Here is a 26,204-nt window from a genome sequence, read left to right as displayed (position 1 = left end):
GGCGTCGCCCCGCCGTAACCCCCTACTTCTTTGCGCGCGGCTGGTTCAGCGGCTCCATCGCCCGGAAACGCTCGCTGTACTCGTCGGTCAACGTGCGCGCTTCCTGCGCATTGCGAACGATGCTGGGCGTCAGCAGCACGATCACCTCCGAACGACGGCTGGTGCGGCTCTTCTGCCCGAACAGTGCGCCGATCACCGGAATCCGGCTCAGGCCGGGAATGCCGCTGCTGCCGTCGGTGGCCGAGTCGGTGATGAGACCGGCCAGCATGATGGTGTCGCCGCTCTGTACGGCGGCCTCGGTAGCCAGCTTCTTGGTGGAAATGCGCGGGTTGCAGTTGCGCTCCTGCGGATTGCAGTTCTCCGGCACATCCGACGCGCTGCTGACTTCCTGCACGATGTCCAGGAACACCGTGCCGTCGCGGGTCACGCGCGGGCGCACCTTCAGGATCACGCCGGTATCGATGTACTGCACCGAGCTGTAGCTGCTGGTGCCGACGCCGGTGTTCACCGTGGTGGTGCTGATCGGCACCTTGTCACCCACGTTGAGCGTGGCCTCGGCGTTGTTGCGCACGAACACCGACGGGGTCTGCAGCAGTCGCACATCGGTGACCTTGTCCAGCGCGCTCACCACCGCTGCACCATTGTGGCCGGTGAACGCCCAACCCAGGCCTTCGCCGCCGGTCGCAGCACCGGCGAAGCTGCTCCAGGAGCCACCCGCCGCGGCCGGCAGGGTCACACCGCTCAAGGCTCCGGTCAGTGCACGCCCGGCCACGGCGTTGTCGAAGAACCAGTTCACGCCGTACTTCAGGTCGCCATCCAGAGCGACCTCGGCCACCTGGGCTTCGATATGTACCTGCAGTGGCATCACGTCCAGCTTCTCGATCACCTCGCGGATCGAGCGCCAGGCCTGCGGCGTCGCGCGCACCAGCAGCGTATTGGTTTCCTCCACCGCCGACACGCCGACCCGGTCGCCTTCCACTTCCAGGCTGACGCTGACGTTGCCGGACTGGCGCTGCGGCAGGTTCAAGCTGCCATTACCGCCACTGGAACTGCTGCCCGGGGTCGAGCCGAAGCTGCTGCTGTTGTTGCTGTCGATGCCACGGTCGCTGTCGCTGTCCAGCTGCGACGGAATGGCACCCGGGGCCAGCGATGCAGGGCTCGAGCCGCCCCGCTTGCCGCTGCTGGCGAACGCCTCGCTGAGCCGCTCGGCAAGATCGCGCGCCTTGATGTAGCGCAGCTCATGGGAGAACAGGCGGGCACTGCCACCGGCCGTATCGATGCGGTCCAGCCATTGCTGGATCTGGTCCAGGTAGCGCACCTGCGGGGTGATCACCAGGACCGCGTTGGCGTTTTCCAGCGGCAGGAAGCGGAACATGCCGGCGCTGGGCGTCTTGCTTTCCTCGCCGAACACCTTCTCCAGGTCGCTGGCAACCTGCTCGGCCTTGCCGGACGTGATCGGGAACACGCCCACCGACATGCCCGACAGCCAGTCCACATCGAAGATCTCGACCGTGCGCAGGTAGTTCTCCAGCTCGGCACGGGTGCCGCCGAGGGTGATCACGTTGCGGCCGCTGTCGACGTTGACGATGGCGTTGGGCCGCGCGTACGGCTCCAGCACCTTCTTCATCTCGGTGGCGGAGATGAACTGCAGCGGCACCACCCGGACCTCGAAACCGCGCGCGCTGGAGGCTGGTGCGGTGCTCGGCGCGACAGTGCCGGCCAGCGCCTGGTCGGCGGCAACGATGTTGTAGCGCCCGCCGCTGTACACCATGCGCGCGTTGTTCCAGCCCAGCACCATCTCCAGCAGGTTCAGCGCCTGTGCCGGCGAGACCGGCTTGGGCGTGGCCAACGTGACCGTGCCCTGCACCCCCGGCGCGATCACATAGTTCTGGCCCAGCATGTCACCGAGGATCGCCTTGACCACGGCATGCAGCGATTCGCCCTCGAAGTTGAACGTGGCGCTGCCGGTGCCGGCCGCATGCAATGCCGGCGACGGCGCGCGCGCGGCCTCGCGGTTGATCATCGTGCCGGTGCCACGGCGGATGACCGCCTGCGGTGCCCCCTGGCTGTCGGCCGCCGCATCGGCCTGGACGTCCGCTGCGGCCTGGCCGGCGCTGGCCGCAGGCTGCAGGGCGCCCTTGCGCTGCACATGGGGGCTGGAGACGGTACTGCAGCCCACCAGCAGCGCGAGCACGAAGGACCAAGGAAGAAAACGCAGGCTCATGCTCTCACTCTACCGGTTGGCGCCATTGCCCGAAGGCGGCGGCGACTGTTGTTGCTGTTGTTGTTGCAGCTGGCGGCGGCGGGCCTGGATGCGCTCGCGGATGGCCTGCATCTGCGCTTCGCTGGGCCCGTTGCTGTTGGCCGGCGGCGGGGGGGCGGCAGCAGACGCCGGCGCGGGTGTGGCGTCCGCTGCACGCTGCGGTGCGGTCGCCGCCTGTGCCGGCGCGGCCTGCGCCGGCAGCGGCACTACCGGCGGTGGCACCGGCACGCCCGGTGCGGGTGCACCGGTACTGCCGCGCAGAACCGTCGGTGGCTCCCCGCCCTGCCCGTTGAATACGGCAAGTTCCAGCACCTGGCTGCCGCCCGGGCCGATCACCGTCGCCTGGCGGGGTTGCAGCGCGACCAGCTGCCAACCGTCGACCGCGTCACCGTTGAGGCGCAGGCGCAGCGAGCGGTTCTGCTCCGTACTGAACGTGGCCAGGCCGAAGTCGTCCGTGAGCAGCACACCGGTCAGGCGCAAAGCGGCGCTGGCGCTGGGTTCACTGCCGCCCAGCAGGTAAGGGCGCGGCCTGCGGTCTTCGGCGAACAGCGGACGCGCGGCGATGGCGCTGTAGCTGTCCGCACTGGCCATCCGTTCCGGAGCGAACGCCGGCAGCACCGGCAGTGCTGCTGCGGGGTCGGCGTCGGCCCCGCCGGCCGGCAGGCGACTGCCCAGTCCGAAACCGGTGGCCAGCCATACCGCCGCGGACCAGCCGGCCAGGGCCAGCAGGAAAGCGGTGCGCAGGCTGAGGGGCTCACGTTTCATCGGCGACCTCCTCTCCCTCGGCGGCCGCCGGTGGCGGCGGCGCGACCGGGGCCGGGGCGGCCGCGGCGGGCTCCGCTGCGGGAGGTACTGCCGCAGCGCCACTGGCGGCAACGGGCAACAGGTAGCCGGCCAGTTCGAAGGAGACGTCCAGGCCCAGCCCGGATTCGTTCGGCGACTGCTGGAAGCGCTGCGCGATGAGATTGAGGTTGTCCACGAACAACCGCGGGCTGCCGGTTTCCAGGCTGTGCAGCACGGTCGCCAGTTCCGCCACGCCGCAGCGCAGGCGTACCTGCATGGCGACGCGGACGAACTCGGCATCACGGCGATTGTCGGTCAGCGGCGTGCGATTGCTGATGGTGCAGCTGCGGTTGCCGGGGCTTGCAGTGGCCACCGCATCCTGCAGGCGCGCGCCGAGCGCGGCGGCCGCGGCTTCGGCAGTGGCCTCTTGCAGGAAGCCGGGTTGCCGTTGCAAGGCTTCACGGGTGGCGCGCAGCCGCTGTTCGATCTGGGGCTGCTGCTGCAGCTGCGCCTGCACGCGCTGCTGGCGCTCGCGCAGGGCCGCGACATCGGCATCGATCTCGCGCAGCGGCTGGGTGAACCAAGGGTGCACCAGCAACAGGTAAGCCAGGCCCAGCACCGCCAGCAGCAGCGCCAGCGCCAGCCAGCGGTCACGGCGTGCGCTTGGCATCGGCCGCCTCCGGAGTCGCTGCTGCCGGCGTTGCCGGTGCCGCCGCGGGCAACGGCTGAAGTTCGGCAGTCATGGTGAAGCGGTCCCGGCCGCTGCCGGCGCCGTCCGCCTGCAGCACACCGGTCAGGTTGACCTTGCGCCATTGCGGAGCATCCTGCAGCAGCTGCACCAGCTGCGAGGCTTCGCGGCTGAGCCCGATCAGCTGCAGACCGTTGTTCTCGATGGCCAGCTTCTCCAGATAGGTTCCTTCAGGCAGACGGCGGGTCAGCTCGTTCCAGATTTCCACCGTGCCGGCATGCTGGCGGCGCTGCGACTCCAGGAAGGCCGCGCCGTCGATCAGTGCCTGCAGCTGGGCGCGTTCACTGGCTACACCCCGGGCACTGCGCGCGCTGCGTTCTACGTCCGCACGCAGTGCGTCGGCGGCGGCGCGGCGGTTGTCCAGCAACTGCAGTCCAGCCAGTACCAGCATCACCAGCGCGGCCAGGGCCAGCAGCAGGTTCCAGCGCCGCATCGGATCGGGCCGCGACTGGCGCTGGGCGCTCGGCAACAGGTTGACCTGCAGCGTGCCAGCCTGCGCATCGATCGCGTCGACGCCGGCCAGGGCGTCGCCCCACTCGCCCACGCTGGCACGCCAGGCCTCCATCTGGCGCAGCGGCCAGGCCACCAGTTCGACCTGCAGCTGGCCTTCCCCTGCCGCGCCCAGTTCACGCACGTCATAGCTGACCTGGCTGGCCTCGAACGGGGTCTGCCGGTCGATCTCATAACCGACCACCGCGTGCAGCCGGTCGCCGGCCGCCGCCGGCAGCCGCAGGGTGCGCCGCAGGACCCGTTCCACCGGCAGCAGCCAGAATCGCGGCAGGCTGCGCAGGCGCGGCTCCAGCACGCGATCCAGTGCAGCCGGAGACGAAGGCCATGGCAGGGTGACCACCGCCTCGCGGCGCTCGCCCGCTTCGCGCCAGACCTGCAGCTGGTCACCCTCGCGCTGCACCAGCAACCGTGCCTGGGCCCAGCCCAGCGCCCATTGCCAACGCGCCGGCACCCACGCCAGCAACGAGTGCCGCCACCAGCGCAGGAAACGGCCGGCGCCAGGACCGATCTGGCCCTGCACCTGCCGCAGACTGTCCTGCCAAGCCGTCATCTTGCCGTCATTCCCTGCTCCCAGCGAAGCACTGTGTAGGACCGCCCGGGAATCCCCCCGGAGCCATTGCGAACCACTGCCTGCAACACCGACCTGCGTCCACTGCTGTCGATGACACGGGACTCGATACTATAGGTGCCGCTGCTGCTGGCAAGCGCTGAAGATCCATCCGCCGGATCGCCGTCACGCTCCGGCTGGTTCCGCTGCGCCAGCACGAGGTCGGCATCCAGGCCCAGCGCGGTCAGCACGGGAGCGCTGGCGAATCGCGGATCCGGTCGCGCCTGGCGGCTGTAGAGGGTCAGGTGCGGCAGCATCTTCCGGTACAGCGGCCCGTTCATGCCCAGCACCCGCTGCAGTTCGCCCAGCGTCTCGAAGCGCTTGTTGCGTGGCCCATACGGCAGCCCGGCCGCAGCGTAATCCTGTGCCTCGGCACCGCCGCCGGGCTGCAGCAGGCTGTCCTCGTCACGCCAGTCGACGATCGCGCCGGCCAGCTGACGCGCGTTGTCCACCGGTTCGCCAAGTGCCTGCAGAAATGCGGTCAGCAGCGCCACGTCGGCCAGGTTCAGGTTGATCTTGCCGTTCTCGTCCAGCACCTGGATCTCGATGCGGGCACCGTCGAACTGCCAGCGATAGGTGCGACCATCGGCCTGCCACGGCGCGCGCAGCGGATCCGGTGACAGCCGCATCAGTGCGTACTCAAGTCCCGCACGGGCACGCTCCTGGCCACGTGCATCGTCGTCGAGCACGCGCTCCTGCAGATGCTCGACGCGGGCGCTGAGCGCGAACGCGCCGACCAGTGCGGTCATCAGCGCGATCAACCACAGCACCAGCACCAGTGCGGCCCCGCGCGACCGCATCAACGCCCCCCTCCACCGCCGCCCAGGCGGGGGGCCACCACCAGGGGCGGCCATGCGGCACCGCGGACCGGCACGATCCGCAGTTCCACCAGCAGAGGCAGGCGACGGGTGTCTTCCCAGCGCGGCAGCCACTCGGTCATCTGCCCGCTGCCGGCATCGATGCCGCGATAGCGCATCTCCACCGCTTGCAGGCCATCCACCAGCACCTCGGGCGGGCGTGGTGGCGTTTCGGCGATGCGCTCGCCCTCCTGCAGCAGGACCAGGTCCAGCAGCAGACGCTGCTGGCCGGCCTTGCCATCCACCTGCAGCGCATGCAGATAGGGCCCGCCGCGTCCGAGGTAGCCTGGCAGATCAGCGACGAACAGCATCCGTTGCTCTTCGCCCTGGAAGAACACCGGCTCGCGGGTCGGGTCTGGCACTTCCAGCGGGCTGCGCATCGCCCCGGCCAGCTGTCGCCGCAGCAGGGCCTGCACCGCGCGCATCCGCTCGCTTTCGGCGGCGATCTGTTCACCCCGCTGGCTGACCGCCATCGCCGAGCGCACGCTGGCGAACGCCAGCGCCAGGCCACCGGCAAGCAGCACGGTCGCCAGCATCACTTCAACCAGGGTGAATCCCGCAGCGCCCCGCTTCATCGCGCACGCTCCAGGTCTGGTGGCAGCAGGCGCAGGCTGCGCCAGCGCAGCTGTTCGCGCTCGCCATCGCCCCACCGCACCTGCAACTGCAGTTCGGCCAGCCACGGTGCACCCGGCGACTGCGTGGCCGCGACGTTGCCGGCGCGTGGCTCGGTCCAGGGCTGCACCTGCAGCTCCCAGCGATAGCGCCCGTTTTCCCAGTCGCCCTGCTGCTGCCCCACCTGCAGCGGCGCATCCACGCCCGCCGCAGCCAGCAGCGATTGCGCATGCAGGACGGCGCGCGTGCGCAGTTCGGCCTCGCGCACCTGCCTGGCACCGCCGGACAGGCTGCCCAACAGCAGGGTCAGCGCCAGCCCGAGCAGAGCGAAGGCCACGATCACCTCCAGCAGCGTGAAACCGCGCGCCCGCCGCATCACTGCGCCTGCCATGGGCCGGAGCGGACTTCACCGGTCAACCAGCCGACATCGATGCGCCATTCGGCGGCATCACGCTGCAGGCGGATGCGGCCGCCACTGGAACCGCCATCGGGATGGAACTCGATCACACCCTGCCCCGGCGCAGTGGCCAGCTGCGCCGCACCTTCGAAACTCACCGTCAGCTGTGCCGGCAGTTCGCCCTGGCGCTGGTTCGCCCCCTGCCAGCGATGCCGTGCCGGCTCGATCACGAACCGCTGCGGTTCGCCGCGCGCGATCGCCTGTGCACGCACCATGCGCAGCTGGTTGGCGATGTCCTTGCCGGCGCTGCGCAGCTGCATGCCGGCGAAGCCACGCGACAGTCCCGCCGCGGTGATCAGGCCGATGGCCGCGATCAGCGCGATCACCAGCAGCATCTCCAGCAGCGACAGCCCCGCCGGGCGCCTGCCGTGCAGGCGCGGTCGGGGCAACCGGCGCGGCAGGAAATACGTCATGCGGGATTACGGCTGGTAGCGGATGTCGGCATCGACGCTGCTACCACCGGCCTTGCCGTCCTTGCCCAGGCTGATCAGCTCATACGGCTGGCCTTCGCCGGGTGCGCGGTACTCCAGCGCGTGCCCCCACGGATCGTTGAGGTCGGCCGGCTTGGCGTACGGGCCGAGCCAACCGCCAACGCCGGCCGGTGCGGTCACCAGATCGGTGAGCGCGCCCGGCAGCTTGCCGGTATCGATCTGGTAGTTGTCGATCTTGGATGCCACGGTCTGCACCTGCGCCTTGGCGATGTTGGCCTTGCCCCGGTCGGCACCGCCCAGCACGCGGCTGGCCACCAGGGTCAGCACCGCGCCGATCAACACGATGACGATGATGATCTCCAGCAGGCTCATGCCCGACTGGTGCCGCGCGGCGGTGAAGGACAGGCGGATGGGTCGACGGTTAGCGATCATGATCGGTCCTTTCGGTTGCGTTGGGTCGAAGTGCGGAAGAGTCCATCGTCAACCGATGGCATTGGTCAGGTCGTACAGCGGGACCAGCACGGCGACGATGACCGCACCGACCACCGAAGCCAGCACCAGGGTGATCGCCGGGACCATCGCCGCCAGCAGGCGATCGATGCGCCGGGCGCTGTCCTGCTCGAAGGTATCCGCCGCCTTCAGCAGCATGGTGTCCAGCGCGCCGGATTCCTCGCCGACCTGGATCATCTGCAGGGCAAGCCGCGGAAAGCGCTTGCCGCGCGACAGTGCCAGCGACAGGCCCGCACCGTTCTTGACCTCGTCGGCGGCGGTATCCACGTCGGCTGCCAGCGCGCGATTGCCCAGTACGTTGCGGGCGATGCCCAGCGCACCCAGCAGCGGCACACCGTTACGCAGCAGCGTCCCCAGCGTGCGCGCCAGCCGTGCGGTTTCCAGCTCGCCGAGCAGGCGGCCGATGCTGCGCCGTTGCAGCAGCCAGCCGTCGAGGGCCAGGCGGAAGGCCGGCTGCCGCAGCTTGCGCTCGAACAGCAGGGCCAGCACGCCCGGTACCACCAGCAGCAGGATCCACCAGTCGCGCACGAACAGGCCCAGCTGCAGCACGGCATTGGTGAACCACGGCAGCGCCACGTCCAGGCTCTCGTACATCTGCGCGAACTGCGGCACGACGTAACCCAGCAGGAACAGCAGCGCGCCGCCCACCACCACCAGCAGGATGGCCGGGTAGACCAGCGCATTGATCACCTTGCCCTGCAGCGCACGCGCGCGCTCAAGGTAATCGGCCAGCCGCTGCAGGGTCTCATGCAGGCTGCCGCCGGCCTCGCCGGCACGCACCATGTTCACGTACAGGCGCGAGAACAGGCCATGCTGGCGCTCCAGCGCGGTCGACAGCGGCGCACCACCGCGCACCACGTCGCGGATGTCGGTGATCGCACGACGCGAGCGCTCGTCCTCGGGCAGGCCCAGCAGGATCGACAGCGCGCGATCCAGCGGTTGGCCGGCACCGAGCAGGGTCGCCAGTTGCTGGGTGAACTGCAGCAGCGCCGGGCCCTGCAGCGGGCGCTGGTGGAACAGGTTGCGCCAGCTGCCCCCCCCGATGGACCCCGCATCGGCCAGCTGGGTTTCCATCGGCAGATGCCCCTGGTCCTGCAGGCGCGCGATCAGGTCGGCCTCGCTGGCCGCTTCCATCTGCCCGTCGAAGATCTCGCCATGCGGATTGAGGGCCTTGTAGCGGTAGTTCGGCATGTCAGCCCCGGGCTCCGGCGCGCATCAGCTCTCCTCCGTCACGCGCAGGACTTCCTCGATGGTCGTCTGCCCGGCAAGGGCCTTGGCCAGGCCATCCTCGTACATGGTGCGCATGCCGCCTTCGCGCGCGATGCGCTCCAGCTCGCCCATGCCATCGCGGCGCATCACCGCGCGCCGCAGCGCGTCGTTCATCACCAGGAATTCCATGATGGTGGTGCGGCCCAGGTAGCCGGTCGGTGCCAGTGCCGAGGGGCGCGGCCGGTACAGGTGAATCGCCCCCTCCGGCTGCAGGCGGCGCAGCTCGAAACGATCGATCTCTTCCGGTGACGCCGGGTAGCGCTCGGCGTGGGTCGGTTCCAGGCGGCGCACCAGACGCTGCGCGAGGATGCCGTTGATGGTGGAGGTCAGCAGATAGTCCTCCACACCCATGTCGAGCAGCCGGGTGATGCCACCGGCGGCATTGTTGGTGTGCAGGGTGGACAGCACCAGATGGCCGGTCAGCGCCGACTGGATCGCGATGCGCGCGGTCTCCAGATCGCGCATTTCGCCGATCATGATGATGTCCGGATCCTGGCGCACGATGCTGCGCAGCGCATTGGCGAAGTCCAGGCCGATCTGCGGCTTGGCCTGGATCTGGTTGATGCCCTCGATCTGGTACTCGACCGGGTCTTCGACCGTGATGATCTTGACGTCGGCGGTATTGAGCTGGCTCAACGCGGTGTACAGCGTCGTGGTCTTGCCCGAACCGGTCGGGCCGGTCACCAGCAGGATGCCGTGCGGCTGCTCCAGGACCTTGCGGAACTGCGGCAGGAATGCATCGGTGAAGCCAAGCCGATGGAAATCGAACACCACGGTTTCGCGGTCAAGCAGGCGCATCACCACGCTCTCGCCGTGTGCGGTCGGTACCGTGCTGACGCGAAGGTCCAGCTCCTTGCCCTGCACGCGCAGCATGATGCGGCCGTCCTGCGGCAGGCGGCGCTCGGCGATGTTGAGCCGGGCCATGATCTTGATGCGGCTGATGACCGCGGCGGTCAGGTTGGCGGGCGGGCTCTCGCCCTCCACCAGCACGCCATCGACGCGGTAACGGACTTTCAAACGGCTTTCGAAGGGTTCGACATGGATGTCCGAGGCACGCAGTTCCACCGCGCGCTGGATCACCAGGTTGACCAGGCGGATCACCGGCGCTTCCGAGGCAAGGTCACGCAGATGCTCGATGTCGTCCACCGCGCCGCCTTCACCATCGGCGGTTTCCACGATCGCCCCCATGGCGCTGCGGCCCTGGCCGAACCAGCGCTCGACCAGATCGTCGATCTCCGCACGCATGCCCAGCACCGGCGTGACCGGCACGCCCAGTGCCAGCTGCACGGCCTGCTGCGGGTAGACATCGTGGGCATCGGCCAACCACAGCCGTACGCCGTGTTCATCCAGCGCCAGCGGACAGACGTGGAACTGCTTGAGGAAGCGCAGTGACAGCGGCAGGCCTTCGGCGAGGGACTGCGGCGGCGTCTCGGGCACCTGCTTGCCTTCCAGCAGTGGCAGGCCCAGCACATCCGCGCTGGCCTGCGCCTGGTCCCGCTCGGACACCAGCCCCAGGCGCACCAGCAGGCCGAGCAGGCTGCCGCCGGCCTCGGCATGCAGCGGCCGCGCCCGGGCCAGGTCTCCTTCCTTGAGCCGCCCACGCGCCAGCAGCGCATCCAGGATGCGGCTCTCGGCGTCGTCGGCAGTGGTTGCAGCGAGCGCGTTCACGTGACTCTCCTGTCGATCGGCCCGACTTTAGCAGTTAAGCCGTGGTTTCCGCCGCCATCGCGCCGCCTTTCGAAAAATGACAACGCCCGCCACCGCGGGGTGACGGGCGTCGCCAGTTCATCTACGACAGTGTGATGGCGTTACTGCGTGGCGAGGATGGTCACCCCGCTGTAGGCGGCTTCACCCACCACCTTGACGTAGTACGTGCCGGCCACCGGCTTGTTGACGCGCACGGTTTCGGCGTTCCCCGCACGTGTGGACTTGGCATCGTTGTCGCTCGCGCTGGGCTCGCGGCCCTGGGCCAGGTACACCGACACGTTGCCACTGCCACCGTAGGTGATCACGCTCAGCGATTTGCCCGCCACCGCTTCGAAGCTGTACAGGGCACTGCCGCCGGTCGCACCGGACAGGCCGCCGACAGCGACCTTGTTGGTCAGCGGCGTGGCTACCGGGCCGCAGTCCTCGGTGCACGGTTCCTCCAGCGCCTTGGCCAGTGCGGCCTTGGCGTCGACGATGCCGGTACCGATCGGGGTCGCCGACGGGATGGCCACCGGGAACGGGCGTGCGGTTTCCTTGAGCAGGGTACGCATGGCTGCCGGAGCCAGCGGCTCCTTGCCATCGGCGATCAACGCGCTCTGCACCAGTGCCGCCACCGCCGCGACGTGCGGCGAGGCCATCGAGGTACCGCCCATGCCCATGTAGCTGTAGCTGCCCGAATCCGGCGTGGTCGCCGCGTCGGAACCTGCCTGCCAGACATAGCCACCCGGATTCCCGTCCACGCTGCCACCACCACCGGGGCCGGAAAGATCGACGCGGGTGCCGTAGTTGGAGTAGTAGGTGATGCCGCCGGTGATGCGGGTGGCCCCCACCGTCACCACACCAGCGCAGCTGGCAGGACGGTAATTGGACGCGTTGTCGGTCTCGTTGCCGGCGGCCACCACGACCGTGGTGCCGCGCGAGATCGCGCCATTGATCGCATCCTGGTAGGTGCCATCGCAGCTGCCGCTGCCACCCAGGCTCATGTTGATGACTTCGGCCGGGTTGGTATTGGCCGGAATGCCGGTCACGGTGCCACCGGAGGCCCAGGTGATGGCGTCGGCGATGTCGGAGAGGTAGCCACCGCACTTGCCGAGTACGCGGACCGGCAGCACCTTGGCCTTGTGCGCGACGCCGGCCATGCCGACACCGTTGTTGGTCTGCTCGGCCACGGTGCCGGCGACGTGCGTGCCGTGCCAGGAGCTGTCTTCAGCCAGCGAACCGGTGTAGCACTCGTTGTCGTTCTCGACCCAGTCGCCATAGTCCTGTGCGCCCGGTACACGGTCGTCGGTAGCGCGACGTGAGGTCTCGGCATCGCTGATGAAGTCGTAGCCCTCCAGCAGGTTGCCGACCAGATCCGGGTGCTGCGGCAGGATGCCGGTGTCGAGCACCGCCACCACCACGCCCTCGCCCTGCGAAACATCCCAGGCCGCCGACGCGTTGATGCCGCCGGTCGCGTTGTGCAGGTGCCACTGGTACTGCTGGTAGTACTGGTCGTTCGGCACCAGCGCCGGCTGCACGTCGCCGGCACGCAGTTCAGTGCGGCGCAGCTTCACGTCGGCCTCGGCGTACTGCACCGCCGGATCAGCCTTCAGCTCCTTCAGCACGCGCTGCAGTTCAGCCGGGGCCAGACGGCCCTGCAGGCGGATCACATCGGCGCCGACGCCGAGCTTGCGCACGACCTGCGGGCCCAGGGTACTGGCGCGCGCAGTGCCGCCGGACAGGCTGGCGCGGGTCAGCGCCGACTGCACCGTGGACAGCTTGGCCGAACGATCCAGCGCAGCGGCCGTGCCGGCGCGGTACTTGACGATGATGCGGTCGGTGCCCGGCTGTGCGGTGCGCGCCTGGCGTGCCGGTTCCTGCGTCGGCAACCCGGCGGCATGGACGGCACCGACCGCGGTCATCGACAGCACGGCGGCGGCAAGCACGTTGATGCGAAGGTTCTGCTTCTTGATCACGTCGAAATTCCTCTTCTGGGTCATGGATCGAACCAACACTGCGGCCATCATTCCTTGACGACTCCCGGCCGGCCCAGCCGGGATTGCCGTGACCTCCCCCCAGGCCCTCGTTGCGGGTGTGGCGCCGGCGTGGGTGGCCGCCGGCGCGATGGAGTGGCTTACCAGCCGAAGCCGGCACCAACGCCGACCGAGCTGTCGTCGCTGCTGAAGGCTCCGCCGAAGGTGACCGTGGCGCGGTCGCTGATTGCACGCTGGTAACCCAGCGACAACGCCGACTCGCCGCCCTGGAAGCCGACACCGACGCCGACCCGGTTCTGGGTACGGATGCCGGCGGCGCTGGTGGCCATGTTGAGCATCGCCGCGCTCATCGCGCCCTGACGATCGATGCGACGGTCCATATGACGCAGGCGGCCATCGACTTCGCCCTTGAACACATCGAAGCTGTCGGTCACGGCCTTCACCTGGCCATCGGTGTAGCTGTTGGCCGTGGCGACACCACGGTCCAGCTGACCCTTGTTGACCGCGTCGGTGGCAGCGCTGCCGGCCGCGACATTGGTGACCTGGCGCTCGTTGCCTTCGCTGCCGACAGAGACGGTGTTGGCACGATCGGCAACCGAGCCCTGGCCCAGCGCCACGGCGTTGGCGGCCGTCGCACTGGCCCCCTGGCCGATGGCCGTGGACGACGCGCCGCTGGCAACGGCGCCCTCTCCCACGGTAACCGCGTTGAAACCCGCTGCCGGTGTGGCGACCGGGATGCCCGAGCCCGCTGCGGCGGCGGTCGGCGCGCCCTGTACCCGGGCAGTGCTGGCAGTGGCCACGGTGGGGACAGCATCGGCGCTGACCGTCTCCGCGGCCAGGCTGCCGGCGCCCCCCTCCAGCGGCGTGCTGGTCGAACGCAGGCTGGCGGTGCGGGAGCGGTTCGCCCCCCCGGTGCGCTGGTCGATCTCGCTGACCTTGCGGTCCAGTGCGCCGAGCGCATCGCCGACATTGCTGTAGCTGGCGCCCTGGATCACGTAGTTCGGCGCGACGAACACACCCTGCATGCCGACACTGGCGCCACCGCCGAGGAAGCTGGCGGCATCGCTGAGCGACTGGAACAGCTGGCCGCCATTGATCGCCTGGCGACTGCCTGCGGCGATGCTGCCGGCGCCGACATTGTCGATCGTGGTGCCCTCGATGCCGGCCAGGGTCAGCCGGTCGCGGCTGGCGTCGTCATAACCGACCGCATTGGCAGTGGACGTTTCCACGGTCGCGATACGCGAATCGAAATCGCCGACCCGGGTTTCCACCGCACCGACGCGCTGGTTGGTGACGTTGAGCTGCGAACCGGTGACCGCGTCGCTGCTGCCTGCGGCGATGCGACCGTCGGCGACGTTGACGATGCGGCGCGTCGCCGGACCATCGGTACCGTTGCCACCGCCGACGGACACCACATTGGCGTCCAGCGCGCGCGCACCACTGCCCAGCGCCACCGAGTTCGCACCGGTCGCGCCGGCGTTGGCGCCGACGGCCAGCGCCGCATTGCCGATGGCGCTGGCACTGCTGCCCAGCGCATTGCTGCGGTTGCCGCTGGCACTGGCACCGGAACCGACGGCGACCGCGTTGCTGCCCGTGGCGCTGGCGGTCCCGGTACCGGTCGCACGGAAGTGGCGGCCGGTGGCATCGGCGGTGGCCGCCACCACATCCAGCTGGCCCTTGTTCACCGCATCGGTCGCCTGGGTACCGGCCGCGACATTGGTGACCTGGCGGTTGATCGCGCTGTGGGTAACGCCCGCCGCATCAACCCAGTCCTGCGCCGCACCGACCGATACCGCGTTGGCACGATCCGCCAGCGATCCGGCACCCAGCGCGACGCTGTTGTCGGCGGCCTTGGTCGTCCAGGTGTTGCTGCCCAGCACCGTGGCATTGGTTGCCTGCGCGTAACTGTTGTAGCCGACCACGGTGGCCCCGTCCTCGGTCGCCCACGCCTCGCTGCCGATGGCGGTAGTGTGCTGACCGCTGCCGACGCTGTTGGCATCCTGCCCGGCCAGTGCGTTGAAGCCCACCGCCACGCCATTGAGGCCGGTGGCCGCGTTGTTGCCGAGCGCGGTACCGTACTCGCCGGCGCGTGCCTGTACGCCGAAACCCGCACCGGCGATCTGCGCGGTGGTGCCCTGGCCGACCGCCGTGGCGACGTCGGCCGCCTGCGCGCCACTGCCCAGGGCCGTGCCGAAGAAGCTGGACGTGGCACCCGCACCGTAGGCTGTGGACTGCCAGCCATTGGCATAGGCGAAGTTGCCGACCGCAGTCGCTTCGCGACCGTCGGCCGTGGCCCCGTAACCGACGGCGGTGGCGGCCAGGCCGCTGGCCTGGGCGATGCCACCTACCGCAACGGCACCGATGCCCTCCGCTTCCGACTGCGCGCCCAGGGCGACGCTGGCCGGCCCGGCGCTGCTGCTCTGCGCACCGAGGGCGATCGCGCCGCCAGCGGTACTGCTGGCGCTGTTGCCGATGGCCACGCCATCCTCACCCGTCGCCACCGCGTTGAAGCCCACGGCAGCGGCATTGGCGGCGACCGCCGTCGCGCCACTGCCCAGTGCGGTGGCACCATTGCCGATCGCGTTGGCCGCTTCGCCGGCGGCCAGCGCGTTGTCACCTTCCACATAGGCGCCGGCGTCGCTGTCGGCACTGCCACTGGCCTGGAAGTAGCGGCTGGTGTTCTCGGCCACCGACGCCACGGCGTCCAGCTGGTTCTTGTTGACCGCATCGGTGCCTTCGGTACCCGCGGCGACATGGGTGACCTGGCGTTCGCTGTCCGTGCTGCCAACCGCCACCGTGTTGTCGCGGTCTGCCTTCGATGCAGCACCGAGGGCGACGCTGTTGCTGCCGTTGGCGGTGGCATTGGCACCCAGTGCGGTGGAATCAGCTGCGTCGGCCCACGAGTTCCAGCCGATGGCGGTCGCGTAGTCGTCGGTGGCCCATGCGCCCGCACCGAACGCCGCAGCGCCGTAGCCGCTGGCGCGGGCCGGGATCAGACCAAAGAAGGTGCTGCCGCCGATGGCGACGCTTTCATCGCCGCTGGCTTCACTGGAATCACCCATGGCCACCGCGCTGGCGCCGCTGGCCGTGGCAAACACGCCCGTCGCAGTACTGTTGGCCCCGCTGGCGATCGTGCCGTAACCCAGTGCAGAACCGAGACGACCACTGGCTTCGCTGTAACCACCAACCGCCGTGGTGCCATCGGCCGACGCCGCGCTGCGGAAGCCGCTGGCCAGCGACTGCGCACCGCTGGCCAGCGCCTCCGAGCCGTTGGCGGTGCTGTACACCGCCGTGGCCTGTGCACCCGCGCCGGTCGCCGTGCTGCCGATCTCGCTGGCAACCGCACCGCTGCCCAGCGCCGCACTGTTTTCACCCGTGGCCTGTGCGTTGCTGCCCACCGCTGCGGCATTGCTGCCGCTGGCCAGGCTGTCCAGGCCTACGGCGGTGGCACTGGCGGCGACCGCCGTCGCGCCACTGCCCAGTGCGGTGGCACCGTTGCCGATCGCGTTGGCCGCTTCGCCGGCGGCCAGCGCGTTGTCACCTTCCACATAGGCGCCGGCGTCGCTGTCGGCACTGCCACTGGCCTGGAAGTAGCGGCTGGTGTTCTCGGCCACCGACGCCACGGCGTCCAGCTGGTTCTTGTTGACCGCATCGGTGCCTTCGGTACCCGCGGCGACATGGGTGACCTGGCGTTCGCTGTCCGTGCTGCCAACCGCCACCGTGTTGTCGCGGTCTGCCTTCGATGCAGCACCGAGGGCGACGCTGTTGCTGCCGTTGGCGGTGGCATTGGCACCCAGTGCGGTGGAATCAGCTGCGTCGGCCCACGAGTTCCAGCCGATGGCGGTCGCGTAGTCGTCGGTGGCCCATGCGCCCGCACCGAACGCCGCAGCGCCGTAGCCGCTGGCGCGGGCCGGGATCAGACCAAAGAAGGTGCTGCCGCCGATGGCGACGCTTTCATCGCCGCTGGCTTCACTGGAATCACCCATGGCCACCGCGCTGGCGCCGCTGGCCGTGGCAAACACGCCCGTCGCAGTACTGTTGGCCCCGCTGGCGATCGTGCCGTAACCCAGTGCAGAACCGAGACGACCACTGGCTTCGCTGTAACCACCAACCGCCGTGGTGCCATCGGCCGACGCCGCGCTGCGGAAGCCGCTGGCCAGCGACTGCGCACCGCTGGCCAGCGCCTCCGAGCCGTTGGCGGTGCTGTACACCGCCGTGGCCTGTGCACCCGCGCCGGTCGCCGTGCTGCCGATCTCGCTGGCAACCGCACCGCTGCCCAGCGCCGCACTGTTTTCACCCGTGGCCTGTGCGTTGCTGCCCACCGCTGCGGCATTGCTGCCGCTGGCCAGGCTGTCCAGGCCTACGGCGGTGGCACTGGCGGCGACCGCCGTCGCACCACTGCCCAGTGCGGTGGCACCGTTGCCGATCGCGTTGGCCGCTTCGCCGGCCGCCAGCGCGTTGTCACCTTCCACGTAGGCGCCGGCATCGCTGTCGGCACTGCCACTGGCTTGGAAGTAGCGGCTGGTGTTCTCAGCCACCGACGCCACGGCGTCCAGCTGGTCCTTGTTGACCGCATCGGTGCCTTGGGTACCTGCCGCCACGTTGGTCACCTGGCGGGTGTTGCCACCACCACCGACCGATACCGTGTTGTCACGGTCTGCAATCGAATCGGCACCCAGCGCGACGCTGTTGGCGCCGCGCGACTCGGCCGCATTGCCGAGCGCGGTGCTGTTGATGCCCGGCGACCATGCGCCACCACCGACGGCCGTGGAGTAGTTGCCGGATGCCTCGGTGGCGAGAATGCCGAACAACGAGCCGCCGACAGCGACACTATTGGTACCGGTGGCCAAGCTGCCCTGACCGGTGGCCGTGCTGTAGTCGCCGGAGGCTTCCGAGTCGCCGCCCAGCGCTACGCTGTTGGAGCCGGAGGCATTGGCGAAATTGCCGAACGCGGTAGCGTTGAACGCCGAGGCGCTGGCGAAACCGCCGATGGCGGTGCTGTAGCCACCCGTGGCTTCCGCACCGATGCCGAATGCAGCCGAGGCCGTGCCGCTGGCCACGCTCTCGCTGCCGACCGCCGTGGCCGCTTCACCACTGGCAGTGCTGAAGTAGCCCACTGCCGTCGCCTCTTCTGCGGAGGCTTCGGACAGCACGCCGCTGGCGGTGCTGCCGGCGCCACTGGCGATCGAGGCAGCACCGAAGGCCGCGCTCTGTTCACCGCTGGCTTCGCTTTCCGCGCCATGCGCGGTGGCGTACTCGCCGGTCGCCTGTGCGTTGGCACCGATCGCGCTGGCGTTGGCTGCGGTGGCCACGGCATTGAAGCCCAGCGCCTGCGCGTTGTTGGCCAGTGCGTTGGCGCCGCTGCCCAGGGCGATGGCGCCGTCGCCGATGGCGTTGGATGCCTCGCCGGCAGCCAGTGCGTTGTCCCCTTCCACGTAAGCGCCGGCATCGCTGTCGGCACTGCCGCTGGCCTGGAAGTACTTGCCGGTGATGGATGCTTCCGCCGCGACGGCATCCAGCTGTGCCTTGTTCACCGCATCGGTGGCCTGCGTACCTGCTGCCACGTGGGTCACCTGGCGCTCGTTGCCGGCAGCGCCAACCGCCACGCTGCGGTCACGATCAGCCACCGAGCCTGCACCCAACGCGACCGCGTTGCTGCCGCTGGCGTTGCTGCCGGCACCCAGCGCGATCGCGCTTTCACCGCCGGCCACCGTATTGGTGCCGATGGCGATGCTGTTGACCGTGTTGCCCAGCGCCTGGTAGCCCAACGCCACGCTGTAGTCGCCGTAGCCGAAGGCACCGCGGCCGACGGCGGTGGCGCTGGTGCCGTTGGCCCAGCTGTTGTAGCCGATGGAGGTGGCGCCACTGCCGCTGGCCCATGCTGCATTGCCGAAGGCGGATGCGTTGGTGGCGGTGGCCCATGCGCCCGAACCGAATGCGCTGGCGCCACTGGCGGTGGCCCAGCTGTAGCCGCCGACGGCGGTGCTGTCGTCGCTGCTGGCGAACGCACTGTCGCCCACGGCGACCGCGTAGCTGCCGGTCGCCCGCGACTTGCCACCGGCAGCCACGCTGTTGTCGCCGGTGGCTTTGGCCGCGCTGCCGAAGGCATTGCCCGACGCGCCCGTTGCCTGCGCACCGTTGCCGACGGCGGTGGCATCGGCGCCGGCGGTGGTGCCGACACGTTCCGGTTGACCGTCATCGCCGATGATCGGCTGGTTGTACTGGTCGTAGGCCTGGCCCAGTCCACCGATGGCGACCCCGCCGTTGCCACTGGCACTGCTGTTGCGACCGATGGCGACGCTGTCATCGCCCACGGCGGAAGCACCCGCGCCCTGGGCGACGGCACCGGCGCCGATCGCGTTGCTGGACGAACCGGCGGCCACCGCACCCTCTCCCTCGGCAAACGCACCGGCATCGCTGCCGGCTTCCGGCTGGGCCTGGAAGTAATGGGCGGTGGTATCCGCGGTGCTGGCCACGGCGTCCAGCTGCGCCTTGTTCACTGCATCGGTGGCTTCACTGCCGGCAGCGACGCCGGTGATCTGCCGCTCGTTGCCGGCACTGCCCACGGCGACGCTGTTGTCACGGATGGCTTCAGAGTTCGCGCCCAGGGCGACACTGTTGGCGCCGCGCGCCGTGGCGTAGTAGCCGACCGCCGTGCTCTGCGCGCCGCTGGCCCAGGTCTGCGCGCCCAGCGCGCTGGCCCCTTCTCCGGGTGCGTAGGCGAAGTAGCCGATGGCCGTGGCTTCGGCGCCGGAGGCTTCGGTCAGGCTGCCGTTGGCCACGGTCCGGTCACCGCTGGCGATCGCGCCGGCACCCACAGCGGTGGCGGCTTCGCCGCTGGCCTGGGTCTGCACGAAGAAGCCCAGGCCGGGAATCAGGTCAGCCGGGCCACCCACGGCCACGCTGCTGGTGCCGGTCGCGTTGCTCTGGGTGCCGACTGCGGTGGCGTAGTCGCCGATGGCGTTGGCCACCGCGCCGAATGCGGAGGACTGCGCGCCGGCCGCATAGGCACCCACGCCATAGGCGGACGCAGCGAAGCCAGCCGCCTCTGCGCTGGCACCGACCGCAGTGCCGCCGACGCCAGCACTGGTCGCGCCGGTCTCCACCGGCACGCCGCCGTTGGTGATGAGCGGATTGCCGTTCTCGTCCACGGCGGCGCCACCCACCGCGACGCTGCCGGGTCCTGCAGCCTGCGCGTTGTTGCCGAACGCGGCGCTGTTCTGTCCGGCGGCCAGGGCGTTTTTGCCGACCGCCGTGGCGTTCTGCGCGACCGCGGTGGCGCCGGCGCCGACTGCGGTGGTGCCATCGCCGAGCGCGTTGGCCGCTTCACCGGCAGCCAGCGCGTCATCGCCTGCGGCCAGCGCACCGGCGTCGCTGTTGCTGCTGCCGGTGGCCTGGAAACGCTTGGCCGTGGCATCGGCCACGGCCGCGACGTCCCGGAGTTGGCCGACATTGGCCGCATCGGTGTCTTCGGTACCCGCCGCGACACTGGTGATCTGCCGGGTCAGACCGTACTCGGCTGCGCCCACCGATACCGTATCGACCCGGTCGGCCAGCGAGCCGGCGCCCAGCGCCACACTGCCGGTGGCAACCGCTGCCGAGTTCGAACCCAGCGCGGTGCTGTATTCACCCACGGCGGTGCTGAACGCACCGACCGCGATCGATGCTTCATTGGCGGCCGTTGCGCCACGACCCACGGCGGTACTGCCCGGGCCCATGGCCACGGCTCCGCCACCGACCGCCGTTGCGCCGTCCGCACTGGCCTCGGACAACGCGCCCAGTGCGGTCGCTGCGCCGTTCTCGCTGGCCGCAACAGCGCTGGCACCGACGGCGGTATCTCCCAGTCCGAGCGCAACGGCACTCTGGCCGACGACGACGCTGGCATCGCCGATGGCCAGCGCGTTCTGGCCGAACGCACTGGCGCCCAGACCGGCGGCCACGGCCTGTGTGCCGACGGCCGTGGTGGCGTTGGCCAGCGACTGGCTGCCGCTGCCGACCGCAATCGCGCCCTGCCCTTCGATCTTCGCCGCGTCGCTGTCATCACCGGCGCCGTCGGCCTTGAAGTAGCGACTGCTCTGGGCTGTCGCTTCGGCCAACGCCGCCTGCGTGGCCCGCGCCTGTGCATCCAGCTGTGCCTTGTTCACCGCATCGGTTGCCTCGGTGCCAGCGGCGACGTGGGTCACCTGCCGTTCCTTGCCCGCATCACCGACGGCAACGGTATTGGCACGCGTTGCTTTCGAGCCGGCGCCCAGCGCCACGCTGTTGGCACCGGTTGCACGGCTGCCGGTGCCCACGGCGACCGCATTGGTGCCGGTGGCCGAGGCGCTGCCATCCACCAGGCACTTGTCGACGATCGAGCTGTTGAGCACCACGCAGTTGGCGTTGCCGCCGATCTCCACCGACTGTGCAGAGGCGACGCCGGTCATGCCCAATCCCAGTGCCAGCGCCAGTGCGGCAGCCAGTACAAAGGGCCTGGCCTGTGTCGCATCGCGGCGTTGGTCGACGACCCCGCCGCAACTGTCGGACGAGGCCAGTTCCGAGGCCACGACCAACTGACCCAGTGCTTTGTTCCAGACCTTGCGATAAATCCGATTCATCGGTACGGCTCCTGATTGGACTGGTTTTGGGCAAAGCAACGCCACCGCCGGACCTTCTGGTCCAACGTCCCCTGGGGGCGTTTATTCGCGTGATTTACTGCGGGGTATTGCCGAACGGCGCGCAGCGACAGAAAACCGAGCGCGTGCGCCAAGCGGTTACTGCGGGATGAATGGTTCTGAAACGGGGTTCAAGTGTTAACGGCAACTTTCCATATCGTCAAGACTTTGACACAGCAAATCACATTGCCGTGAAGCAGTTCACTTTTTCACGCGTTTATCAATCCATTTTGTTAGTTGCACGTGACGATTGTCTGGCGCATGGAAATGCATGTAACTCATGGTGGCGACAGGAGTTTCATCCGCGCAAAGAAAAACCCGCCGGCAATGCGGCGGGTTTTTCCATACGCATCGGCATCGACGCCTGCGCGAAGCGTTGCGCGATCAGCCGCACCACACCCGGGCATTGCGGAACATCCGCATCCACGGTGAATCACCCTGCCACTCGGCCGGCGCCCAGCTCAGATTGAGTGCGCGCGGGGTGCGCTCCGGATGCGGCATCATGATGGTGACGCGCCCGTCCGTGCTGGTCAGGCCAGTGATGCCATCCGGTGAGCCGTTCGGATTGAGCGGATACTGCTGGGCGATGGCACCGTTGCCATCGATGTAGCGCAGCGACACGCGCGCAGCGGCCTGGTCGACGGCGTTGTCGAACACCGCCTGGCCTTCGCCGTGCGCCACCGCCACCTGCAGGCGGGAACCGGCCATGCCACGCAGCAGGATCGACGGCGATTCCACTACTTCCAGCAGTGCGGTGCGGGCCTCGAACTGCTCGCTGGCATTGCGGCGGAACTGCGGCCAGTGTTCGGCGCCGGGGATGATGTCCTTCAGCTGGCTCATCATCTGGCAACCGTTGCATACGCCGAGGGCAAAGCTGTCCTGGCGCTCGAAGAACGCCGCAAAGGCATCGCGCAGCGCGCTGCGTTCCAGGATCGAGGTCGCCCAGCCACGGCCGGCACCCAGCACATCGCCGTAGCTGAAGCCGCCACAGGCGACCAGGCCGGTGAAGTCCTGCAGGGCCACGCGCCCCTCGATCAGGTCGCTCATGTGCACGTCGAACGCGCGGAAGCCTGCACGTTCGAAGGCGTTGGCCATCTCGATCTGGCCGTTGACGCCCTGTTCGCGCAGTACCGCCACGCGCGGACGCGCACCGGTGCTGATGAACGGCGCCGCCACATCCTCGTTGAGGTCGAAGCTCAGCTTCGGCTTCAGGCCCGGTGCGTTGAACGCGCGGGCGACATCGCGCTCGGCATCGGCGCTGGCCGGATTGTCGCGACGCTTCTGCATGGCATGGGTGACCGACCACCACGCATCGAACAGCTGCTCCCAGCGCCACTCGGCCAGGTTCTCGCCTGCCAGCGATACGCGCACCACCGGTGCGGTGGTCGGCCTGGCGATGCGCTGCGCGCATTCGGTAAGGGCGTGGCGCTCGACCAGGTCGGCAAAAGCGGCGCGATCTTCGCGGGCAATCTGCACCACCGCACCCAGTTCCTCATTGAACAGGCTGCGGAACGGGTCATCGCCCCACGCGTCGAGGGCGATATCCAGGCCCAGGCGCGAGGTGAACGCCATTTCGCACAGCGCGGCGAACGCGCCGCCGTCGCTGCGGTCATGGTACGCACGCAGCAGGCCGGACTGGCGCGCATCCCGGATCAGTTCGAAGAAGGCACGCAGGCGCTGCGGGTCGTCCAGGTCCGGCGCGGCACCGGCGAAGGCCGGCAGCTCGCCGTGGTCGGCATGCACCTGCGCCAGGATCGAGCCGCCCAGGCGCTGCTTGCCGGCACCGAGACCGATCAGCCACAGCTCGCTGTCGACGTCGCGATCAAGCAGAGGCGTCAGCTGCTGGCGCACATCGGCAACCGGCGCGAACGCCGAGATCACCAGCGACACCGGCGACACGCTCTTGTGTGCCTCGCCCTGGTCATGCCACTGCGCCTGCATGGACAGCGAGTCCTTGCCGACCGGGATGCTGATGTCCAGCTGCGGGCACAGTTCCATGCCCACGGCCTTCACTGCGTCGTACAGCAGCGCGTCTTCGCCCGGATGGCCGGCAGCAGCCATCCAGTTCGCCGACAGCTTGATGCCATCCAGCGCATCCACCGGGGCCGCGCACAGGTTGGTCAGCGCTTCGCCCACGGCCATGCGCGCCGACGCCGCGGCGTCGAGCAGGGCCAGCGGCGTGCGCTCGCCGATCGACATCGCCTCACCGGCCACGCCATCGAAATCAGCCAGGGTGATGGCTACGTCGGCCACCGGCAGCTGCCACGGGCCGACCATCTGCTCGCGGGCGGTCAGGCCGCCGACGCTGCGGTCACCGATGGTGACCAGGAAGTTCTTCGAGGCGACGGTCGGGTGCGCCAGCACGCGCAGGCCGGCTTCCTGCAGATCCAGGCCACCGGTCTTCAGCGCCGGCCAGCGCGGTGCCGGCGGGTGCGCCGTGTCGCGGTGCATTTTCGGCGGCTTGCCGAACAGCACGTCCATCGGCAGGTCGATCGGTGCGTCGGCGGGAACATGGCCCGGCACCGCGCCGTACGCCACCACCAGATGCTCCTCGGCGGTCGCCACGCCCACGGCGGCGAACGGGCAGCGCTCGCGCGCACACAGCGCGGCAAACTCGGCCAGTCGCTCCTGCGCGACGCCAAGCACGTAGCGCTCCTGCGATTCGTTGCACCACAGCTGCATCGGCGACAACGACGGATCGTCGGTGGGCACCTTGCCCAGGTCGATGATGCCGCCCACGTTCGAATCGTGCAGCAGCTCGGGAATCGCGTTGGACAGACCACCGGCACCGACGTCATGGAAGAACTTGATCGGGTTGTCGGCACCCATCGCCACGCAGCGGTCGATGACTTCCTGGCAGCGGCGCTCCATCTCCGGGTTGTCGCGCTGCACGCTGGCGAAATCCAGGTCTTCGGCGCTTTCACCGGAGGCCACCGAGCTGGCCGCACCGCCACCCAGGCCGATCAGCATCGCCGGACCGCCGAGCACGATGACCGCATCACCGGCCTGCAGCGGGATCTTGTCGACCTGGATACGGTCGATCGCACCGAGGCCGCCGGCCAGCATGATCGGCTTGTCGTACGCACGGACCAGGTCAGCGCCTTCAGGCAGCTCGAAGCTGCGGAAGTAACCGAGCAGGTTCGGGCGGCCGAACTCATTGTTGAACGCAGCGCCGCCGAGCGGGCCGTCGGTCATGATCTCCAGCGCCGGCGCCATCCGCGGATTCAGCGCGCGCGGCGCTTCCCACGGCTGCGGCAGCTCGGGGATGCGCAGGTGCGAGACCGAGAAGCCGGTCAGGCCGGCCTTCGGCTTGCCGCCGCGGCCGGTTGCGCCTTCGTCGCGGATTTCGCCACCGGCACCGGTGGACGCCCCCGGGAACGGCGCGATCGCGGTCGGGTGATTGTGGGTTTCGACCTTGATCTGGAAGGCGCTGGGCACCTGCGGCTCGCGGCGGTACTCGCCACTGGCCGGATCCGGACGGTAACGCGACGCCGGATGGCCTTCGATCACCGCAGCGTTGTCGCTGTACGCGCTCAGGGTGTGCTGCGGCGTCTGCTGGTGGGTGTTCTTGATCATGCGGAACAGCGAGCGTTCCTGTGCCTGCCCGTCGATGGTCCAGCTGGCGTTGAAGATCTTGTGCCGGCAGTGTTCGGAATTGGCCTGCGCGAACATCATCAGTTCCACGTCAGACGGGGAGCGCCCCAGCGCGGTGAAGCGCTCGCGCAGGTAGTCGATCTCGTCCTGGGCCATGGCCAGGCCAAGGCGCTGGTTGGCGGCTTCCAGCTGCGCCACCGGAACGCGCTCCAGTTCACCGCGGGCCGGCGCCGAGAACAGGGCCTGGCCCTGCTCGACGTGGTCCAGCACCGACTGTGTCATCGGGTCATGCAGCACCTTCACCAGCGACAGCTGGGTGGCGGCATCGTCCGGCCAGCCCAGCACGTCGATACGCAGGCCGCGCTCGACCCGGCTGACCGGCTGACCGGCCCCGCGGACCAGTTCGGTGGCCTTGCTCGACCACGGCGACAACGTTCCCAGACGCGGCACCACGATGCGGCTGACGGCCCCTTCGGCGACCGTCCCGGCCTGCGGCTGTGCTTCCAGGATGCGGCACAGGGTGGCCTGATCGGGCACGGCCGAGCCTTCCGGCTGCACGAAGTAGACGTGCCAGGCACCACTGATGCGCAGGGAGGGAGCGATGGACTGCAGGCGGGATTCAAGACGTTCGCGGCGGAACGGCGACAGGGCGGGCGCGCCCTCGAGGACCATCATGTCCGGGGAACCGTAGTTGGGAAACGGGCCCGATATTGTACCGGAAGCGGGGGATGGGCTTGGGCCGGGCTGCGCCCGGCACCCGCCGAAGCAACAGCCGAAGCAACAGCAACGTCAAAAGCCGGTTTCCTGCAGGTTGGCGGGGTGGGTCCGGTGGCGGGGGACGCCGTGAACCCGTCCCTGGGGGCTTGGCCGCGGCATCCATGCCGCGGACACCCCCGCCACCGGACCCACCCCGCCTTCGACGGATTTCCGCGATCTGCAGTGGATCCACGCCATGCGCGGATGCTCCGCGGCAGTGCCGGCCGAATGAAGAGCGAAGCGACCGGCTCTTGCTTTTGATTTAGTTCTGTCTTTCGTGGCTGGCGGCGCAGGAACCTGTCCACGGCCGGGTGGGTGGGCTGCGCAGGGGCGTAAGCGCCATGGATGGCGCGCCCGAGCCTACAGGGACGTATTCACGGCGTCCCCTGCGCAGCCCCCCCCCCCCCGCCGGGGGGGCGGCGGGGGGGGGGGGGGGGGGGGGGCGGCGGGGGGGGGGGGGGGGGGCGGGGGGG

14 protein-coding genes are annotated in these 26,204 nt (G+C 69.4%); all 14 read right to left on the bottom strand.

Going from position 1 to position 26,204, the window contains the following annotated elements; genetic code table 11:
- Positions 1-22: 22 nt before the first annotated feature.
- The 14 genes from gspD to purL all read right to left on the bottom strand — a co-directional run bounded on the left by gspD (position 23) and on the right by purL (position 25,650).
- Complete coding sequence (gene gspD / locus ACVOME_RS12460; RefSeq protein WP_476342561.1) at positions 23-2,224, bottom strand: type II secretion system secretin GspD; 2,202 nt, start codon at positions 2,222-2,224, stop codon at positions 23-25.
- A gap of 9 nt (positions 2,225-2,233) precedes the next feature.
- A complete protein-coding gene (locus ACVOME_RS12455; RefSeq protein WP_263177281.1) occupies positions 2,234-3,028 on the bottom strand; it encodes a general secretion pathway protein GspN in 795 nt (264 codons plus the stop codon).
- Positions 3,018-3,716 (bottom strand): type II secretion system protein GspM, encoded by a 699-nt coding sequence (gene gspM / locus ACVOME_RS12450; RefSeq protein ID WP_481505140.1) that lies wholly within the window; start codon positions 3,714-3,716, stop codon positions 3,018-3,020. The genes ACVOME_RS12455 and gspM overlap by 11 nt, the downstream gene beginning before the upstream one ends.
- Positions 3,697-4,854, bottom strand: coding sequence for a PilN domain-containing protein (locus ACVOME_RS12445; RefSeq protein ID WP_481505139.1), 1,158 nt, complete (start codon positions 4,852-4,854; stop codon positions 3,697-3,699). The genes gspM and ACVOME_RS12445 overlap by 20 nt, the downstream gene beginning before the upstream one ends.
- Complete coding sequence (locus ACVOME_RS12440) at positions 4,851-5,714, bottom strand: type II secretion system minor pseudopilin (protein WP_065182827.1); 864 nt, start codon at positions 5,712-5,714, stop codon at positions 4,851-4,853. Before ACVOME_RS12440 ends, ACVOME_RS12445 begins: the two co-directional genes overlap by 4 nt.
- Complete coding sequence (locus tag ACVOME_RS12435; protein WP_053520016.1) at positions 5,711-6,343, bottom strand: type II secretion system protein J; 633 nt, start codon at positions 6,341-6,343, stop codon at positions 5,711-5,713. The genes ACVOME_RS12440 and ACVOME_RS12435 overlap by 4 nt, the downstream gene beginning before the upstream one ends.
- Complete coding sequence (gene xpsI / locus ACVOME_RS12430; protein WP_074901859.1) at positions 6,340-6,756, bottom strand: type II secretion system protein XpsI; 417 nt, start codon at positions 6,754-6,756, stop codon at positions 6,340-6,342. Before xpsI ends, ACVOME_RS12435 begins: the two co-directional genes overlap by 4 nt.
- Positions 6,756-7,250, bottom strand: coding sequence for a type II secretion system protein XpsH (gene xpsH / locus ACVOME_RS12425; protein WP_197572312.1), 495 nt, complete (start codon positions 7,248-7,250; stop codon positions 6,756-6,758). Before xpsH ends, xpsI begins: the two co-directional genes overlap by 1 nt.
- Before the next feature lie 6 nt (positions 7,251-7,256).
- The gene (gspG, locus tag ACVOME_RS12420; RefSeq protein ID WP_053520019.1) at positions 7,257-7,700 is read right to left on the bottom strand and encodes a type II secretion system major pseudopilin GspG; all 444 of its coding nucleotides are present in this window, start codon (positions 7,698-7,700) and stop codon (positions 7,257-7,259) included.
- A 48-nt stretch (positions 7,701-7,748) separates the two neighbouring features.
- Entirely contained in the window at positions 7,749-8,969 is a 1,221-nt protein-coding gene (gene xpsF / locus ACVOME_RS12415; protein ID WP_065175845.1) for a type II secretion system protein XpsF, read from the bottom strand.
- 24 nt (positions 8,970-8,993) lie between these two features.
- Entirely contained in the window at positions 8,994-10,715 is a 1,722-nt protein-coding gene (gene gspE, locus ACVOME_RS12410) for a type II secretion system ATPase GspE (RefSeq protein ID WP_111186337.1), read from the bottom strand.
- Positions 10,716-10,855: 140 nt separating this feature from the next.
- The gene (locus tag ACVOME_RS12405) at positions 10,856-12,709 is read right to left on the bottom strand and encodes a S8 family peptidase (RefSeq protein ID WP_481505150.1); all 1,854 of its coding nucleotides are present in this window, start codon (positions 12,707-12,709) and stop codon (positions 10,856-10,858) included.
- Between the two features lie 158 nt (positions 12,710-12,867).
- Positions 12,868-21,324 carry an ESPR-type extended signal peptide-containing protein gene (locus tag ACVOME_RS12400; RefSeq protein WP_481505138.1) on the bottom strand — a complete coding sequence of 2,819 codons (8,457 nt, stop codon included), beginning with the start codon at positions 21,322-21,324 and terminating at the stop codon, positions 12,868-12,870.
- Between the two features lie 441 nt (positions 21,325-21,765).
- Positions 21,766-25,650 carry a phosphoribosylformylglycinamidine synthase gene (gene purL / locus ACVOME_RS12395; protein ID WP_481505137.1) on the bottom strand — a complete coding sequence of 1,295 codons (3,885 nt, stop codon included), beginning with the start codon at positions 25,648-25,650 and terminating at the stop codon, positions 21,766-21,768.
- Positions 25,651-26,204: the final 554 nt, after the last annotated feature.

The sequence above is a fragment of the Stenotrophomonas sp. STEN008 genome, assembly GCF_056760435.1.
The sequence above is the reverse complement of the archived record's forward strand: the minus strand, read 5'-3'. Positions and strand labels throughout refer to the sequence as shown.

Coding starts and splice junctions, on each gene's coding strand:
- gspD (WP_476342561.1), bottom strand. CDS start 2,224: ATGAGCCTGCGTTTTCTTCCTTGGTCCTTCGTGCTCGCGCTGCTGGTG.
- ACVOME_RS12455 (WP_263177281.1), bottom strand. CDS start 3,028: ATGAAACGTGAGCCCCTCAGCCTGCGCACCGCTTTCCTGCTGGCCCTG.
- gspM (WP_481505140.1), bottom strand. CDS start 3,716: ATGCCAAGCGCACGCCGTGACCGCTGGCTGGCGCTGGCGCTGCTGCTG.
- ACVOME_RS12445 (WP_481505139.1), bottom strand. CDS start 4,854: ATGACGGCTTGGCAGGACAGTCTGCGGCAGGTGCAGGGCCAGATCGGT.
- ACVOME_RS12435 (WP_053520016.1), bottom strand. CDS start 6,343: ATGAAGCGGGGCGCTGCGGGATTCACCCTGGTTGAAGTGATGCTGGCG.
- xpsI (WP_074901859.1), bottom strand. CDS start 6,756: ATGCGGCGGGCGCGCGGTTTCACGCTGCTGGAGGTGATCGTGGCCTTC.
- xpsH (WP_197572312.1), bottom strand. CDS start 7,250: ATGACGTATTTCCTGCCGCGCCGGTTGCCCCGACCGCGCCTGCACGGC.
- gspG (WP_053520019.1), bottom strand. CDS start 7,700: ATGATCGCTAACCGTCGACCCATCCGCCTGTCCTTCACCGCCGCGCGG.
- xpsF (WP_065175845.1), bottom strand. CDS start 8,969: ATGCCGAACTACCGCTACAAGGCCCTCAATCCGCATGGCGAGATCTTC.
- ACVOME_RS12400 (WP_481505138.1), bottom strand. CDS start 21,324: ATGAATCGGATTTATCGCAAGGTCTGGAACAAAGCACTGGGTCAGTTG.
- purL (WP_481505137.1), bottom strand. CDS start 25,650: ATGATGGTCCTCGAGGGCGCGCCCGCCCTGTCGCCGTTCCGCCGCGAA.